The following is a 14,362-nucleotide window of genomic DNA, read 5'->3' as shown; positions in this document are numbered from 1 at the left end:
AGTGGAAGTCCTGGGAAGTCAATGGCAACAGCGCACTTATCCGGAGCTAACGGGCGAGGTGGATATGGTAGGGGCTCTACTGGACACCACCAGAGCCGACAGGGGAGGTGCGGCTGCGGCCGGTGACAAGGGAGGAACGCTCAGGCGTATTCTCCGGTCCGCCGGACAGCCGAAATCCGTGACCAACACTGCTGATGACCGTTCACGCGAAAACACTCCCGCGACCGCGACGTTCGCCACCGACGGGGACGCTCAGGCGTGGACGCCTCCCTCTTGGGAGGAGATCGTCAGTACCCACAGTGCCCGGGTGTACCGGCTGGCGTACCGCCTGACCGGCAACCAGCACGATGCGGAGGACCTCACCCAAGAGGTCTTCGTGCGGGTCTTCCGTTCCCTGTCCACCTACACGCCCGGCACGTTCGAGGGCTGGCTGCACCGCATCACGACCAATCTCTTCCTGGACATGGTGCGCCGCCGCCAGCGGATCCGCTTCGACGCCCTCGGGGACGACGCGGCCGAGCGGCTGCCCAGCCGCGAGCCGTCCCCCGCGCAGCACTTCAACGACACGCACTTCGACGCGGACGTCCAGCAGGCGCTGGACACCCTCGCCCCGGAGTTCCGCGCCGCCGTGGTGCTCTGCGACATCGAGGGACTGTCGTACGAGGAGATCGCCGCGACGCTGGGTGTGAAGCTGGGCACGGTGCGGAGCAGGATTCACCGTGGCCGCTCCCACCTGCGCAAGGCTCTGGAACACCGGGCGCCCGGCGCCCGGCCGGCTCCCGCGCTCGCTGCCGCCACACAGAAACCTGGCCAGGAGGGCGGGAGAACGTGAGCAGTAGCGGTTCAGGCGAACAACGTGCAGCGCCTGCCGAGCAGCACCTTGGCGACCGGCTCGCCGCATTTGTCGACGGCGAGCTCGGCGACGACACCCGGGACCGGGTGCTCGCCCATCTGGTGACCTGTCCGCAGTGCAAAGCCGCTGCCAGCGAGCAGCGGCGTCTCAAGAGCGTCGTGGCGGCCTCCGAGCAGCCGATGCTCTCCGCCGGGCTGCTGGCCCGGCTCCAGGGCCTTCCCGGCCTACCACCGACCGGCGACGGGACCGAGGACGCCGACCGTACGCGTGACTGGCGCGACCGGGACGACGAGGGCCACGGCCCCGGCGCCGCCGGCGGGCGGGACCAGGAGCGGCGCGGCCCCTTCGACGGCGGCCTGCTCGGCTCCGGCGTGTTCGGCGGCGGCGGTTCACGGCGCCGCGAGGAGTTCTCGTACCTCACACCGGGCCGCGACCTCGTGCCCGGCGGCTCCGGCGGTCGCGGTTTCCGCATCCATGAGCTGACCCGCGCCGCCGCGGCCGACGGGCGCCCCGAGGACCGGGAGCAGCCGGAGGCCCCCGCGCACAGCGGCTCCGGCACCGCGGCCTCCCGCGGCAGGCGGTTCGCCTTCGCCGCCGCGGGCGCCTTCTCGATGGCGGCTATCGCCCTGGGCAGCGCCCTGCCCATGGAAGCCGCGGTCGACGGCGGCGCCCGCCCCGACGACGGCCCCGCGGTCAGCCCGCTGAGCGCCAACTCCGTGCCGGACACCCGCGGGGTCACCCCGCGCGGCGTGCTCGACGCCGGGGACCGGCGCATGCTCCGCGCGCCCGCCGCGGTCACCTCGGTGACACCCGTTTCGGTGACCCGGCCGCTGATGGCGCCCGGCGCCCTGCCGCTCGTGACGCCCGCCGCTTCCCCCGTGTCGCCCGGCCCCCAGGCCCCCGCGATACGGCGCTGACCGGCCACCGGCCGGTCTCCGGCCGGTCACCGGAGCGGGCTCGGGGGCTGACCCTTTACCCCCTGGCGACGTACTGTTAGCCGGAGCCACTCCCGCACCGCCCGCGTGGACAGGTACCGTAAAGTCCGCCGGACCCTGCCTTCCCGGCTGTGGACGTCCCAAGGAGCTGCAAGGTGTTCTTCGACATAGGCCCGCTGGAGCTGGTCGCGATCGTGGTCCTTGCCGTCCTCGTCTTCGGCCCCGACAAGCTGCCGAAGGTCATCCAGGACACCATGAACTTCATCCGGAAGGTCAGGGAGTTCTCGGACAGCGCCAAGGAAGACATCCGGCGGGAGCTGGGTCCGGAGTTCAAGGACTTCGAGTTCGAGGACCTCAATCCGAAGACGTTCATCAAGAAGAATCTGATGAGCGACAGCGACATGGACGAGCTGGGCCTCAAGGACATCCGCAACGGCTTCGACTTCCGCAAGGAGATGGCCGAGGTCACCGACGCGGTCAACGGGGTGGAGCCCGCCTCCGCCGCCAACGGCTCGTCCGGCGCGGCCGGTTCGTCCTCCGGCGTGCCGGGACCGACCTCCGGCGGCGGCTCCTCGGCCACCCCCGACAGGCTCCGCAAGAAGGACGGCCTGGAGCCCGGCGAGGCTCCGCCGTTCGATTCCGACGCGACCTGAGTCAACCAGATCACGCCTTTTCACCCCTCCAGGTGGCTATTGTCCGTGTGTTCGCCGTCACCGTGAGCCGGTTCGGCTCCCGAACCCACCCAGGGTCGGGCAAGATGGCGAGTCGCCCAGATGGGCACGGAGGAGGCGTAACACCGCATGGAGACGAAGACCGGCAGTGCTCGTGGGACGGTCGACGGCTACTTGATGGCCGACTTCCCTTGGTACGGGCTGGACGAGGCGTTCACCGGACGGCGCTGGCTGGGCACGGTCGGCGTGAGCGGGGACGGCACGGTCGAGCACGGCTCAATAGGGCATGGTGACGAGCCTTCGCTGAAGGCGGCTCCGGCGGACGCGGAAGGGCTGCGGTTCGCCGCGGTCGTCACCCTCGCCAACCGCCCCGGACGGCGCAGCTCCGACGGCACCGGCGTACTGGAGGCGACCTCGGTCTCCTCCGCGGCCTGGCTCGCCGGGTCCGGGCTGCTGTCCTGCACCTGGCCCACCACCATGGACCGGGCCCTGCGCCAGGACTGGCTCGACCAGCAGACCGCCACCGCGTGGGAACTCGCCGACGACCTGGCGGGCAGCGGCTGGTCGACGCTGACCCTTCCGGTCGACGGCGACCCGACGCCGTTCCACTACCGCGAGTCCGAGTACGGCTGGGTCATGGCGGGCTCGGCCCGCGGTGTCCACCTCGGCGCGTACGGCCGCGGCATGAGCGCGTACGGCCTCGGACTGGCCGTGGTCAAGGACGTGACCGTGTACGAGGTCTGAGGCGCCCTCAGGGCGCTTCCAGGCACCTTTGCGGCGCTCCGCGGACGGCGGGGGCGGGCTGATCACCGATCAGCCCGCCCCCGCCGTCCCGTACGCTCGGCGGCCGGCCCGCCCGCCCGGCCGCCGAGCGCTCAGAACTTGTTGCGCGGCGTGATCCCCAGGGACATCCCCGCCAGGCCGCGCTGACGGCCGCCCAGCTTGCCCGCGATGGACCGCAGGGCAGCGCCCGCGGGGGACTCGGGGTGGCTGAGCGCCACCGGACGCCCGTCGTCGCCGCCCTCGCGGAGCCGCACGTCGATGGGGATCTGCCCGAGGACGGGCACGGTCGCGCCGGTCATCCGGGTCAGCCCCTCGGCGACCCGCTCGCCGCCGCCCGAGCCGAAGACGTCGATGACCTCGTCGCAGTGCGGGCACGGCATGCCCGCCATGTTCTCCACCACGCCGACGATCTTCTGGTGGGTCTGCACGGCGATCGACCCGGCGCGCTCGGCGACCTCGGCCGCCGCCTGCTGCGGGGTCGTGACGACCAGGATCTCCGCGTTCGGCACGAGCTGCGCGACGGAGATGGCGATGTCACCGGTGCCGGGCGGCAGGTCGAGCAGCAGCACGTCGAGGTCGCCCCAGTACACGTCCGCCAGGAACTGCTGGAGCGCGCGGTGCAGCATCGGCCCGCGCCACACCACCGGCTCGTTGCCGGGGGTGAACATGCCGATCGAGATGACCTTCACGCCGTGCGCCGACGGCGGCATGATCATGTTCTCGACCTGGGTGGGCCGGCCGTCCGCGCCGAGCATGCGCGGCACGCTGTGCCCGTAGATGTCCGCGTCCACCACGCCGACCTTCAGCCCGTCGGCCGCCATCGCCGCCGCCAGGTTGACCGTCACCGAGGACTTGCCGACACCGCCCTTGCCGGACGCGACGGCGTAGACGCGGGTCAGCGAGCCCGGCTGGGCGAACGGGATCTCGCGCTCCGCCTGCCCGCCGCGCAGCGACGACGCCAGGCCGCGGCGCTGCTCGTCGCTCATCACGTCGAGCGTGACCTGTACCGAGGTGACCCCGGCGACGCCCTCGACCGCCGCCGTGACGGCGTTGGTGATGGTGTCGCGCATCGGGCAGCCGGACACCGTGAGATAGACGGTGACGGCGACCGAGCCGTCGGCGCCGATGTCCACGGACTTGACCATGCCGAGGTCGGTGATCGGTTTGTGGATCTCCGGGTCGTTCACCGTCGCGAGCGCGGCGCGCACGGCGTCTTCGGTCGGCGTGGAGACTGCGGTGTCGGTAGCCATACGTCGATGGTACGGCGGTGGCCGAGCGCCGTTCAGCGCCCCCGGCCGTCGCCTTCGTCACTGCCCTCGTCGTCGGAGCCGGGGTCCGAGCCGGGGCCGGAGTCGGGGCCCGTCCCGGAGCCGTGCCCGCCGTCCGTGCCGCGCCTGGCCTCGGGGCCGCGTTTGGTGTGGGTCCTGCCGCCGCTGGGCCTGCCGCCGGGGCTCGTGCCGTGGCCGCCCCCGGCCTGCCGGTCCTCGATCTCCTTGAGCAGGTCCTGGAGTTCGGAGCGGATCCAGTCGCGGGTGGCGACCTCGCCGAGGTTCATCCGCAGCGCCGCGACCTCGCGGGTCAGGTACTCGGTGTCGGCGATGCTGCGCTCGCCCTGCTTGCGGTCCTGTTCGAGGTTGACCCGGTCCCGGTCGTCCTGCCGGTTCTGCGCGAGCAGGATCAGCGGGGCCGCGTACGACGCCTGGAGGGACAGCATCAGGGTCAGGAAGATGAACGGGTAGTTGTCGAAGCGGATCGACGGCGGCGCGAAGATGTTCCACAGCACCCACAGGATGATGAGGACCGTCATCCAGACGATGAACCGTCCGGTGCCCAGGAAGCGGGCCACGCGCTCGGACAGCTTGCCGAACGCCTCCGGGTCGTACGTCGGCAGCAGGCTGCGGCGCGGGGCGCGCGGCTGGTCGAGCCGCACGCGGGGGCGCGAGGTGGCGGTCGCGCCGGGCGGGTGCCGGAAACGCTCCCGGTCGCGGTCATCGGCCGCCATCGTCGCCCACCCCCGTCATACCGCCCCGCGCGTCGTCGTCCGCCGCGTCGTCCGTGCCGTCGTCCGTCATGTGGTGCCCGTGCGGCCCGACCGCGCCGTGCAGATCCGTCTCGCGCCAGTCCTCGGGCAGCAGGTGGTCCAGCACGTCGTCCACCGTGACCGCGCCCAGCAGCCCCCCGGTCGCATTCACCACGGGCGCCGAGATCATGTTGTACGTCGCCAGGTAGCTGGTCACCGCGGGCAGCGGGGTGTCGGGCGTCAGCGGCTGGAGGTCGGTGTCCACGATCGAGGCGAGCAGCGTGAACGGCGGGTCGCGCAGCAGCCGCTGGAAGTGCACCAGGCCCAGGTACTTGCCGGTCGGCGTCTCGTCCGGCGGCCGGCACACGTAGACCTGCGCGGCCAGCGCGGGGGACAGGTCGGGGTTGCGGATCCGGGCGAGCGCGTCGGCGACCGTGGCGTCAGGGCGCAGCACGATCGGCTCGGTGGTCATCAGCCCGCCCGCGGTCCGCTCCTCGTACGACAGCAGCCGCCGTACGCCCGCCGCGTCCTGCGGCTGCATCAGCGTGAGGAGTCGTTCCTGCTCGTCCGCGGGCAGTTCGGCCAGCAGGTCGGCGGCGTCGTCCGGGTCCATCGCCTCCAGGACGTCCGCGGCGCGCTCCTCCTTGAGCTTGCTGAGGATCTCCACCTGGTCGTCGTCGGGCAGCTCCTCCAGGACGTCCGCCAGCCGGTCGTCGTCGAGCGCCGCGGCCACCTCGCCGCGCCGCTTGGGCGACAGGTGGTGCAGGACGTTCGCCAGGTCGGCCGGGCGGAGCTGTTCGAAGGTCGCCACCAGGTTCTCCGCGCCCTGGCCGTCCTCGGCCAGCCGGAAGCCGGTCACCGCCGACCAGTCGACGGTGAGGGTGGCTCCCTTGCGGCGCAGGGCCCCGGGCCTGCCGCGGCGGACGAAGACCTTGTCGATCTCCCAGTCGCGACGGGCCGGGAGCTGGGTCATGGAGACGTCGAGGACGGTGACCTCCGCGCCGGACTCGCCCGCGCTCGCGTCCGCCGCACTCTGCCCGCCGTCCCCTCCGGCGTCCTGCCCCGCGTCCTGCCCCGGGTCCTCGGCGACCAGGCGCACCCGGCGGTCCAGCAGCTCGCCCAGCACCAGCGTCTCGGTCGGCCGCTGCTCGAAGCGGCGCATGTTCAGCACCCCGGTGGTGATCACCTGGCCGGACTCGACCCCGGTGACCCGTGTCATGGGCAGGAAGATCCGGCGGCGGCTGACCACCTCGACCACCAGGCCGAGCACCCGCGGCGGCCGTCCGCCGACCCGCAGCATCACCACGACGTCACGGACCCGGCCCACCTGGTCGCCGTTCGGATCGAAGACCGCGACGCCCGAAAGATGGGAGACGAAGACCCGCGGGCTGCCTGCGGCCATCGGGGGGCCTCCTACCGGTCCACGGAGGGCTGCTCCGGTCCACTCGTCATCCGTCGCCAGGCTACTCCCAGCCGATCTTGCCCGCCCCATGGGGTGCTCGCCGGGGGTACCGTGCGGTAGCTTCTGGACGCCTCCCCGGACTCGTCCGGGGTGCCCCCCGCCGTCTCCGCAGGAGGACGAGAACACGTGTATCCCGGCCGCCGGACCGCAGCCGCCGCTCTCGGAACACTGTGCGCGGCGACCGTACTCACCGGATGCCTCGGCTTCGGCGGCGACCCCGACGCGGGCACCAACGGCGTCGCCAAGCTGCCGCCCGCGACCGTCGAGCAGAAGGCGAAGACCGCCGCCGAGACCGCGCCGACCGTACGCCTGGCGGGCACGGTGATCAGCAAGGGGCAGAGCTTCCGCCTCGACATGCGGCTGCGGGACAACGGCGGCGTCGGCGAGGTCACCACCAAGGGCACGACCTTCCAGCTCCTGCGGGTCGGTGCCGACCTCTACCTCAAGGCGGGCGCCGACTTCTACGGCGACGCGGGCGCCGACAAGAACGGCAAGGCCGCCGCCCAGAAGCTCGACGACAAATACGTCAAGGTGCCCACCGACGACCCCGCGTACAAGCAGTTCAGCGGCTTCACCGACAAGAAGGTGCTGCTCGCCGACCTCTTCGTGCTCGACGGCGACCTCAAGCTCGGCGACCACCGCAAGGTCGGCGACACCAGGACCGTCGCCCTCAACGGCACCAAGGGCGGCTCGCTGGACGTCTCCCTCAAGGGCACGCCCTACCCGCTGCGCTACCAGCGCGCGGGCAACGCGGGGACGCTCACCCTCTCCGACTGGGGCGAGGACTTCACGCTCGCGGCGCCGAACAAGTCCTCGGTGGTCGACTACGGCAAATCGGTGACGACGAAGTAGCCGGGCCCGGTGCGCTACGCCTTGCGGCGGCGGGCCAGCAGCTTCGGCAGACCGGCCGGGACCGGATGCCGGGTCGTGGCCGGGGTCGCGACCGGGACCGCCGCGCCGGAGACGTCCGGCATCGCGCCGGGGTGTTCGACGGGAGCGCCCTCGGGCGCCAGCCGGAAGACCCGGCAGTCGCGGGCCCAGCGCTCGGTGACCGTCTCGGCGTCGACGGAGTTGAGCCGCTTGCCCTTCAGCTCCGCCACGGCCGCCTCCCACGCCTCGCCGTCCGGCGGCAGCAGGGCGACCAGGGCCGTCCAGGCCACCAGCCGCCCGCCCTTGTCCTTGCTGCGGACGACGACCGTGGCGCGCCCGCCGTCGGCGAGCCCCGGCGGAAGCGGCTGCTCGACGGGCCCGCCGCCGACCACGCACATCGCGCCGTCCACCCATGCGTGCCACAGCGCCTGGCCGTCCACCCACACCAGGCCCGACTTCTTGGTGGCCTCCTCGACGAGGGCGGTCTGCTCTGCGCTCACAGCGGTCGTCATGCCGCCACTTTAGGCGCTGGCCACAGGCGGCGGACCCCGGCCGGTATCACGGTACGGACCGACAGGTACGTGGACCCGCCATGGGCCTTACGCTGGTGGCTGCCGACGAGCGCGGCGCCGTGTCCGCCCCCGGTGTCGGACGCTCCGGTGTCCGACCCGCGGCCGTCCCTGTCACCGCACCGCGTCCGCCCGAGGAGTCCCGTGACCGCCGAGCCCGCCGCCGCCGCGCTTCCGCTGCCGGACACCGGTACGGGGCCCGCCGCCGCGGGAGGGCCGGGCGCCGAGCCCGCCGCCGCGCGGACGTTGGACTTCACGCTGCTCACCGTGGCCATCGCCAGCGTCTCGATGTCGGCCCCGCTGATCGCCTCGACGGCCGCGCCCGCGCTCGCCATCGCCTTCTGGCGGAACGCGATGGCGGTCGGCGTCCTCAGCCCGTTCGCCCTGTGGCGGGGCCGCGCCGAACTGCGGCGGATGGGCCGCAGGGCGCTGACGCTCTCGGTGCTCGCCGGTGTCGTGCTCGCGCTGCACTTCGGACTGTGGCTGCCGAGCCTGTCGATGACGTCGGTGGCCACCTCGACCGCCCTGTGCACCACCACGCCGATCTGGACCACGATCATCCTGCGGATACGCGGCCACCGGCCGCCCCGGCTGGTGTGGGTGGGCACCGCGCTCGCCGTGGCGGGCGTCGTCATCCTCACCGGCATCGACCTGTCCACCGACACCCGGGCCCTCGCGGGCGACGCCCTGGCCCTCGGCGGCGGCATCGCCGCCGCCGGATACGTCCTGCTCGGCTCCGAGGTGCGCAGGACCGCGAGCACGACCGCGTACACCTACGTCTGCTACGCGACCACCGCCGCGGTCCTGCTGGTCACCTGCCTGGTCTCCGGCTCCGCGCTCGGCGGCTACGACGGCCGTACGTGGCTGAGGATCGCCGCCCTCACCGTCGTCGCGCAACTGCTCGGGCACTCGCTGCTCAACCGGGTGGTACGCGGCCTCGGCCCGTCCACCACCTCCACCGCGATCCTGCTGGAGACGCCGGGCGCGGCGCTGATCGCCGCGCTGTGGCTGGGCCAGATCCCGGCCTGGTCCGCCTACCCGGCGCTCTGCGTGATCCTCGTGGGCCTGGCCCTGGTGATCCTCGCCGACCGCAGGAAGACCGCCTGAGCGCCGCGCGCACCCGCGTCGGAGCCGGAGCCAGAGCCGGGGTTGGAGCCGGGGCCGGGGTCAGAGCCAGCCGTTGCGCCGGAAGCCGCGGTGGATCACGTAACAGATCGCCACGATGCCGATCAGCACGGTCGGATAGCCGAACTTCCAGCGCAGCTCCGGCATCGTGTCGAAGTTCATCCCGTACACGCCGGTGATCATCGTCGGGACGGCCAGGATCGCCGCCCAGGCGGTGATCTTGCGCATGTCCTCGTTCTGCACGACGGTGGCCTGCGCGAGGTTGGCCTGGAGGATCGAGTTGAGCAGGTCGTCGAAGCCCATGACCTGCTCGTGGACGCGGGCCACGTGGTCGGCGACATCGCGGAAGTACTTCTGGATCTCCGGGTCGATCAGCCGCATCGGCCGCTCGCCGAGCACCTGCATCGGCCGCAGCAGCGGCGCCACCGCGCGCTTGAACTCCAGCACCTCGCGCTTGAGCTGGTAGATCCGGCCCGCGTCGCCGCCGCGCGACGGCTTGCCGTTCTCGGCCGAGAAGACGTCGATCTCGACCTCGTCGATGTCGTCCTGCACGGCCTCGGTGACGGCCAGGTAGTCGTCCACGACCTGGTCGGCGATGGCGTGCAGCACCGCGGACGGGCCCTTGGCCAGCAGCTCGGGGTCGTCCTCGAGGCGGTGCCGCAGCGAGCGCAGCGAACCGTGGCTGCCGTGCCGCACGGTGATCACGAAATACCGGCCGGTGAAGACCATCACCTCGCCGCTCTCCACCACCTCGCTGGTGGCGGTCAGCTCGGCGTGCTCGACGTAGCGGATCGTCTTGAAGACCGTGAACAGCGAGTCGTCGTACCGCTCCAGCTTCGGCCGCTGGTGGGCGTGGACCGCGTCCTCGACCGCCAGCGGGTGCAGGCCGAACTCCTGGGCGATACCGGCGAATTCCTGCTCGGTCGGCTCGTGCAGACCGATCCACACGAAGCCGTCGCGCCCGTCGCACTGCTCGCCGCTGCGCCCGGCCCGCACGCTCGCCAGCGCCTCGCTGAGACCGACGGTGTCGCTGCACCGCACGCCGTCGCGGTAGACCGCGCAGTCCACCACCGCGCTGCCGGCGGCGGAGACGTCGTGAGTCGGCCCGTAGTCGTAGGACGCGGTGCTCTTGCGCAGCGCGGGGCGTACGACAGCGCGCAGATCACGGATCATCGACATGGCAAGCTCCTTCACGGACTGGCCGACGGCATCACGCCGCACTGAATGCTGATCAGGACGGGATCAGTACTGGCTGATCACCAGGCAGTTCAGGGCGCTCTTCCGACGCGGATTCGCTCCGCGGGCAGATCGTGAGGATCGTGAGGTCACGCGTTTCACGGCACAAGGGCCGGGTAAGTAGCGCGCAGGCTCACATCACGGGACGGCGTTCGGAAGAGCTGCCGGTACTGCACGGTCGACTCGGATCCACTGCAGTCCCCACCTCCTCCGGCCATGCCCCGCTGGGGGATGTCGTATATGAACACCCCACCTTAGCGCGTCCGCGTGCCCGCTCGACCGCGCTTGGCCGGTTCCATACGCGATCTATGCTCGCCGCATGGGTGATCTCCTGACGCTGGTCGAGGCGCGACTGCGCTCCGCCTTCGGCGCGCCGGACGCGCGCGCCGCCGTGACGTTCCTCGGCGTCGACCGCATCGAAGTACTCCGCTACCGCGACGGTGACCTGCTGCGATACGCCACCCTCGGGATGTCGGCGCAGCCCATGAACGAGCCTCTCGCCACCGTCGCCGATCCCGTACGCGGCCCGCGCGCCGAACTGCTGCTGTCGGTACGCGCCGGTGTGGCCGAAACCGACAAGGTGCTGCGGCCGCTCGCCGTACTCGGCGCCTCTCCGCAGGTCGAAGGGGTCGTCGTCGCCCCCGGCAACTCGCTGGACGTCGGCGAGCCGCTCTGGCCGGGCGCGCCCTTCTCCGCCGTGCTCGTCGCCGAGGGCGGGGGCCTGGTCGAGGACCTGGTGCTCGACGCCCTCGACCCGGCGCCCGACCCCGTCCGCTTCCTGCCGCTGCTGCCGATGACCCACACCGAGGCCGCCTGGAAGCGGGTGCACGGCGCCGCCGCCCTCCAGGAACGCTGGCTCTCGCACGGCACGGACCTGCGCGATCCGCTGCGCGGGGCCGTGGCCCTCGGCTGATCCGGGCCGCCGGTCCCGGTCGCGTCCCGCGCTCCGCCAGGCGCGTGGTGTCGCTGAACCACCTGGGTGATCGTCCTTGACGGGGGCACGGACCCGGAGGACCGTTGGTCGTTATGAGGGGCGAACCCAGTTGCCCGAAGTGCGGTGGCAGGGTGCGAGCGCCCGGCCTCTTCGCCGACTCCTGGCAGTGCGACGAGCACGGGACCGTGTATCCGCTGCAACCCGTCGTGCCCCCGAGCGTCGAGGCGCTCGGCGTCGTGGTGCACCGCGCCCAGGTGCCCGTCTGGATGCCGTGGCCCCTGCCGGTCGGCTGGCTCTTCTCCGGTGTCGCCGCCGCGGGCGACGACCGCAGCGGCGGGCGGGCCACCGCCGTGGCCTGCTCGGGACCCGGGCCGCTCGGCGGACCCGGTGAACTCATGCTCATCGCCGAGGAGTTGGGCGTCGGGCTCGGCGCCCGTCACGCCGGGATTCCCGGGCCCGATCCGGGGCCCGGCATGTGCGTCGACAAGCCTCCGCACGCCAAGGTGCTCGCCGCCGGGCGGCCGACGCCGCTCTGGCACGTCAACGGCGCTCCCGACGACCGTGTCGTCTTCGCCGGCGAGGCCCGCGGGCTCTGGCTCTGGGCCATCGTCTGGCCCGAGCAGACCGGGCTCCTCATGTACGACGAGCTCGTCCTCACCGACCTCCGCGACGCCGGGGCCGAGGTCGACATGCTCCCCTGCGGGGCCCTCTCCCCCCGCCTCCTCGCCTAGCCCCTCCCGGGGGGCCACCCCCACCCGTACCCCCGCCTTGCGCAAGTCGGTCCCCCCCAGGGGCGCGGCGAGCCCCCACCGGCGGGTGGTCCGGGGACAACCGGATTGCCCGGCCGGGGCGGGTGGTGACGTGCGGGAGCGTGGTGGCTGGCGGCGCAGTTCCCCGCGCCCCTTAAATGATCGGCTCGCCGTCCGGGCGAAAGACGGTGCGCCCCGTCAGGGGCGCGGGGAACTGCGCGGGCAACCCACCACCGGCCGGTGGTCCGGGGACAACCGAATTGCCCCGCCGGGGCGGGTGGTGACCTGCGGGAGCGTCGTGGCTGGTGGCGCAGTTCCGCGCGCCCCTGAAAAGATCGGCTCGCCGTCCGGGCGAAAGACGTGCGCCACGTCAGGGGCGGGGGCTGCGGGGGTGGCGGAGCAGCGGCGGGTGGGGTGGGGGGAAGGCTTATGCTGGCGGCTGGCCGAGAAGACACTACTGCCCAGCGGAGCGCCCCGGTGCGGATTGATTTGCACGCTCACTCCACCGCGAGTGACGGCACCGACGCGCCCGCCGAGCTGGTGCGGAACGCGGCGGGGGCCGGTCTGGACGTCGTGGCGCTGACGGACCACGACACGGTGGGCGGATACGCGGAGGCGACGGCGGCGCTGCGCGCGCTGACGGTGCCGTTGACGCTGGTCACCGGCGCGGAGCTGTCCTGTCGGATCGACGGGATCAGCATGCACATGCTGGCGTACCTGTTCGACCCGGAGGAGCCGGAGCTGTACCGGGAGCGGGAGCTGGTACGGGACGACCGGGTGCCCAGGGCGCGGGCCATGGTGGCGAAGCTCCAGGAGCTGGGCGTGCCCGTGACCTGGGAGCGGGTGGCCGCCATCGCCGGGGACGGCTCCGTCGGCCGCCCCCACATCGCGACCGCGATGGTGGAGCTCGGCGTGGTCCCCACCGTCTCCGACGCCTTCACGGACGACTGGCTGACGAACGCCGGGCGGGCCTACGTACCCAAGCACGAGCTGGACCCCTTCGACGCGGTACGGCTGGTCAAGGGCGCGGGCGGCGTCACCGTCTTCGCGCACCCCGGCGCGCACAAGCGCGGCGAGACCGTACCGGAGTCGGTGATAGCGGAACTGGCGTCGGCCGGGCTCGACGGCATCGAGGTCGACCACGTGGACCACGACGCCCCGACCCGGGCCCGGCTACGGGCCTTCGCGGCCGAGGCGGGGCTGCTGGCCACCGGGTCGAGCGACTATCACGGCAGTCGCAAGACCTGTCGTCTCGGCGACTGCGTCACCGACCCCGAGGTCTACCGCGAGATCGCCCGGCGGGCGACGGGCGCGGTGCCCATCAGCGCCGTCTAGCGCCCCTACGTGACCCCGCTCCTCACTTCGGGGAGCCCCGGGGCCCCCTCCCGCCCCTGCGGCGCGGTGCGTTTTCCGGCCCCCAGCCACCCGTGCGGAGGTGACGTCGGCTGACGGCCTCCCCGTGGCCGCGGCCCGGTGGGCCCGCCCCCCACACGCCGTCTGCCGGGCGCAGCCCGACCCGCCCCCCTCACCAGAAAGTCGCCCCATGTTCGACGTCACCCTCTTCGGGTCGGTATTCGTCACGCTCTTCGTGATCATGGATCCGCCCGGTATCACGCCCATTTTTCTCGCGCTGACCTCGGGGCGCGCCACGAAGGTGCAGCGCCGGATGGCGTGGCAGGCGGCGCTGGTGGCGCTCGGGGTGATCACGGTGTTCGGGATCTGCGGCCAGCAGATCCTCGACTATCTGCATGTGTCGGTGCCCGCGCTGCGCGTGGCGGGCGGGCTGCTGCTTCTGCTGATCGCGCTGGATCTGCTGACCGGGAAGGCGGACGAGCCGACGCAGACGAAGGACGTGAACGTCGCGCTGGTGCCGCTGGGGATGCCGCTGCTGGCGGGCCCCGGCGCGATCGTGACCGTGATCCTGGCGGTGCAGCACGCGGACGGGTTCGGTCAGCAGATGTCGGTGTGGGTGGCGATCATCGCGATGCACGCCGTGCTGTGGCTGACGATGCGGTACTCGCTGGCGATCATCCGGCTGATCAAGGAGGGCGGTGTGGTGCTGGTGACCCGGCTGTCGGGCATGCTCCTGTCGGCCATCGCCGTCCAGCAGGTCGCCAACGGCATCTTCGGCTTCATCCACGGCGAGGGCTGAGCC

General features: G+C 72.4%; 15 protein-coding genes. 10 read left to right on the top strand and 5 right to left on the bottom strand.

Features of this window, described 5'->3' with window-relative positions; all coding sequences use genetic code 11:
• Positions 1-64: 64 nt before the first annotated feature.
• The 4 genes from sigE (at position 65) to ACIOC1_RS07585 (ending at position 3,203) form a co-directional block, all read left to right on the top strand.
• Positions 65-832: an RNA polymerase sigma factor SigE gene (gene sigE, locus ACIOC1_RS07600; RefSeq protein WP_355348341.1), complete on the top strand. Its 768-nt coding sequence runs from the start codon at positions 65-67 to the stop codon at positions 830-832.
• Positions 829-1,770 carry a zf-HC2 domain-containing protein gene (locus ACIOC1_RS07595; RefSeq protein ID WP_355348183.1) on the top strand — a complete coding sequence of 314 codons (942 nt, stop codon included), beginning with the start codon at positions 829-831 and terminating at the stop codon, positions 1,768-1,770. Before sigE ends, ACIOC1_RS07595 begins: the two co-directional genes overlap by 4 nt.
• Positions 1,771-1,943: 173 nt before the next feature.
• On the top strand, positions 1,944-2,441 hold the full coding sequence (locus ACIOC1_RS07590) for a sec-independent translocase (RefSeq protein WP_355348180.1): 498 nt from the start codon (positions 1,944-1,946) through the stop codon (positions 2,439-2,441).
• Positions 2,442-2,588: 147 nt separating this feature from the next.
• Positions 2,589-3,203, top strand: coding sequence for a hypothetical protein (locus tag ACIOC1_RS07585; RefSeq protein ID WP_401852544.1), 615 nt, complete (start codon positions 2,589-2,591; stop codon positions 3,201-3,203).
• A gap of 131 nt (positions 3,204-3,334) precedes the next feature.
• On the opposite strand, the gene ACIOC1_RS07580 is transcribed toward ACIOC1_RS07585, so the two are convergent.
• The 3 genes from ACIOC1_RS07580 to ACIOC1_RS07570 are packed head-to-tail and all read right to left on the bottom strand — an operon-like array spanning position 3,335 to position 6,664.
• Entirely contained in the window at positions 3,335-4,492 is a 1,158-nt protein-coding gene (locus ACIOC1_RS07580) for an Mrp/NBP35 family ATP-binding protein (RefSeq protein WP_355348575.1), read from the bottom strand.
• Between the two features lie 32 nt (positions 4,493-4,524).
• A complete protein-coding gene (locus tag ACIOC1_RS07575) occupies positions 4,525-5,244 on the bottom strand; it encodes a DUF1003 domain-containing protein (protein ID WP_401725646.1) in 720 nt (239 codons plus the stop codon).
• Positions 5,231-6,664: a magnesium transporter MgtE N-terminal domain-containing protein gene (locus ACIOC1_RS07570; protein WP_391052866.1), complete on the bottom strand. Its 1,434-nt coding sequence runs from the start codon at positions 6,662-6,664 to the stop codon at positions 5,231-5,233. Before ACIOC1_RS07570 ends, ACIOC1_RS07575 begins: the two co-directional genes overlap by 14 nt.
• 186 nt (positions 6,665-6,850) lie before the next feature.
• Between ACIOC1_RS07570 and ACIOC1_RS07565 the strand changes: the two genes are divergently transcribed.
• Entirely contained in the window at positions 6,851-7,576 is a 726-nt protein-coding gene (locus ACIOC1_RS07565) for a hypothetical protein (protein WP_355348581.1), read from the top strand.
• Between the two features lie 14 nt (positions 7,577-7,590).
• Here ACIOC1_RS07565 and ACIOC1_RS07560 read toward each other — a convergent pair whose 3' ends face one another.
• The gene (locus ACIOC1_RS07560) at positions 7,591-8,106 is read right to left on the bottom strand and encodes a hypothetical protein (protein ID WP_391052863.1); all 516 of its coding nucleotides are present in this window, start codon (positions 8,104-8,106) and stop codon (positions 7,591-7,593) included.
• Between the two features lie 201 nt (positions 8,107-8,307).
• Between ACIOC1_RS07560 and ACIOC1_RS07555 the strand changes: the two genes are divergently transcribed.
• Positions 8,308-9,270: a DMT family transporter gene (locus ACIOC1_RS07555; protein WP_401852539.1), complete on the top strand. Its 963-nt coding sequence runs from the start codon at positions 8,308-8,310 to the stop codon at positions 9,268-9,270.
• 60 nt (positions 9,271-9,330) lie between these two features.
• Here the strand turns inward: ACIOC1_RS07555 and ACIOC1_RS07550 are convergent, their stop codons facing one another.
• Positions 9,331-10,467, bottom strand: a complete 1,137-nt coding sequence (locus tag ACIOC1_RS07550; protein ID WP_355348587.1) for a magnesium and cobalt transport protein CorA — start codon at positions 10,465-10,467, stop codon at positions 9,331-9,333.
• Between the two features lie 376 nt (positions 10,468-10,843).
• Here ACIOC1_RS07550 and ACIOC1_RS07545 point away from each other — a divergent pair, with 376 nt between their 5' ends.
• The 4 genes from ACIOC1_RS07545 to ACIOC1_RS07530 all read left to right on the top strand — a co-directional run bounded on the left by ACIOC1_RS07545 (position 10,844) and on the right by ACIOC1_RS07530 (position 14,359).
• Positions 10,844-11,437: a suppressor of fused domain protein gene (locus ACIOC1_RS07545; RefSeq protein ID WP_355348590.1), complete on the top strand. Its 594-nt coding sequence runs from the start codon at positions 10,844-10,846 to the stop codon at positions 11,435-11,437.
• Between the two features lie 113 nt (positions 11,438-11,550).
• Positions 11,551-12,189: a DUF6758 family protein gene (locus ACIOC1_RS07540; protein WP_355348593.1), complete on the top strand. Its 639-nt coding sequence runs from the start codon at positions 11,551-11,553 to the stop codon at positions 12,187-12,189.
• 495 nt (positions 12,190-12,684) lie between these two features.
• Positions 12,685-13,542: a PHP domain-containing protein gene (locus ACIOC1_RS07535; protein WP_391052855.1), complete on the top strand. Its 858-nt coding sequence runs from the start codon at positions 12,685-12,687 to the stop codon at positions 13,540-13,542.
• Positions 13,543-13,750: 208 nt separating this feature from the next.
• A complete protein-coding gene (locus tag ACIOC1_RS07530) occupies positions 13,751-14,359 on the top strand; it encodes a MarC family protein (RefSeq protein WP_188284666.1) in 609 nt (202 codons plus the stop codon).
• Positions 14,360-14,362: the final 3 nt, after the last annotated feature.

This window comes from Streptomyces sp. NPDC088197 (assembly GCF_044741185.1).
Lineage (GTDB): Bacteria > Actinomycetota > Actinomycetes > Streptomycetales > Streptomycetaceae > Actinacidiphila.
Note: the sequence above shows the minus strand (reverse complement) of the source record. Positions and strands in the feature narration are given on the sequence as shown.

What these genes read in the sequence shown, in the direction of transcription:
- ACIOC1_RS07575 (WP_401725646.1), bottom strand. Translation starts at nt 5,244, where the DNA reads ATGGCGGCCGATGACCGCGACCGGGAGCGTTTCCGGCACCCGCCCGGC.
- ACIOC1_RS07585 (WP_401852544.1), top strand. Translation starts at nt 2,589, where the DNA reads ATGGAGACGAAGACCGGCAGTGCTCGTGGGACGGTCGACGGCTACTTG.
- ACIOC1_RS07580 (WP_355348575.1), bottom strand. Translation starts at nt 4,492, where the DNA reads ATGGCTACCGACACCGCAGTCTCCACGCCGACCGAAGACGCCGTGCGC.
- ACIOC1_RS07530 (WP_188284666.1), top strand. Translation starts at nt 13,751, where the DNA reads ATGTTCGACGTCACCCTCTTCGGGTCGGTATTCGTCACGCTCTTCGTG.
- sigE (WP_355348341.1), top strand. Translation starts at nt 65, where the DNA reads ATGGTAGGGGCTCTACTGGACACCACCAGAGCCGACAGGGGAGGTGCG.
- ACIOC1_RS07560 (WP_391052863.1), bottom strand. Translation starts at nt 8,106, where the DNA reads ATGACGACCGCTGTGAGCGCAGAGCAGACCGCCCTCGTCGAGGAGGCC.
- ACIOC1_RS07550 (WP_355348587.1), bottom strand. Translation starts at nt 10,467, where the DNA reads ATGTCGATGATCCGTGATCTGCGCGCTGTCGTACGCCCCGCGCTGCGC.
- ACIOC1_RS07545 (WP_355348590.1), top strand. Translation starts at nt 10,844, where the DNA reads ATGGGTGATCTCCTGACGCTGGTCGAGGCGCGACTGCGCTCCGCCTTC.
- ACIOC1_RS07540 (WP_355348593.1), top strand. Translation starts at nt 11,551, where the DNA reads ATGAGGGGCGAACCCAGTTGCCCGAAGTGCGGTGGCAGGGTGCGAGCG.
- ACIOC1_RS07570 (WP_391052866.1), bottom strand. Translation starts at nt 6,664, where the DNA reads ATGGCCGCAGGCAGCCCGCGGGTCTTCGTCTCCCATCTTTCGGGCGTC.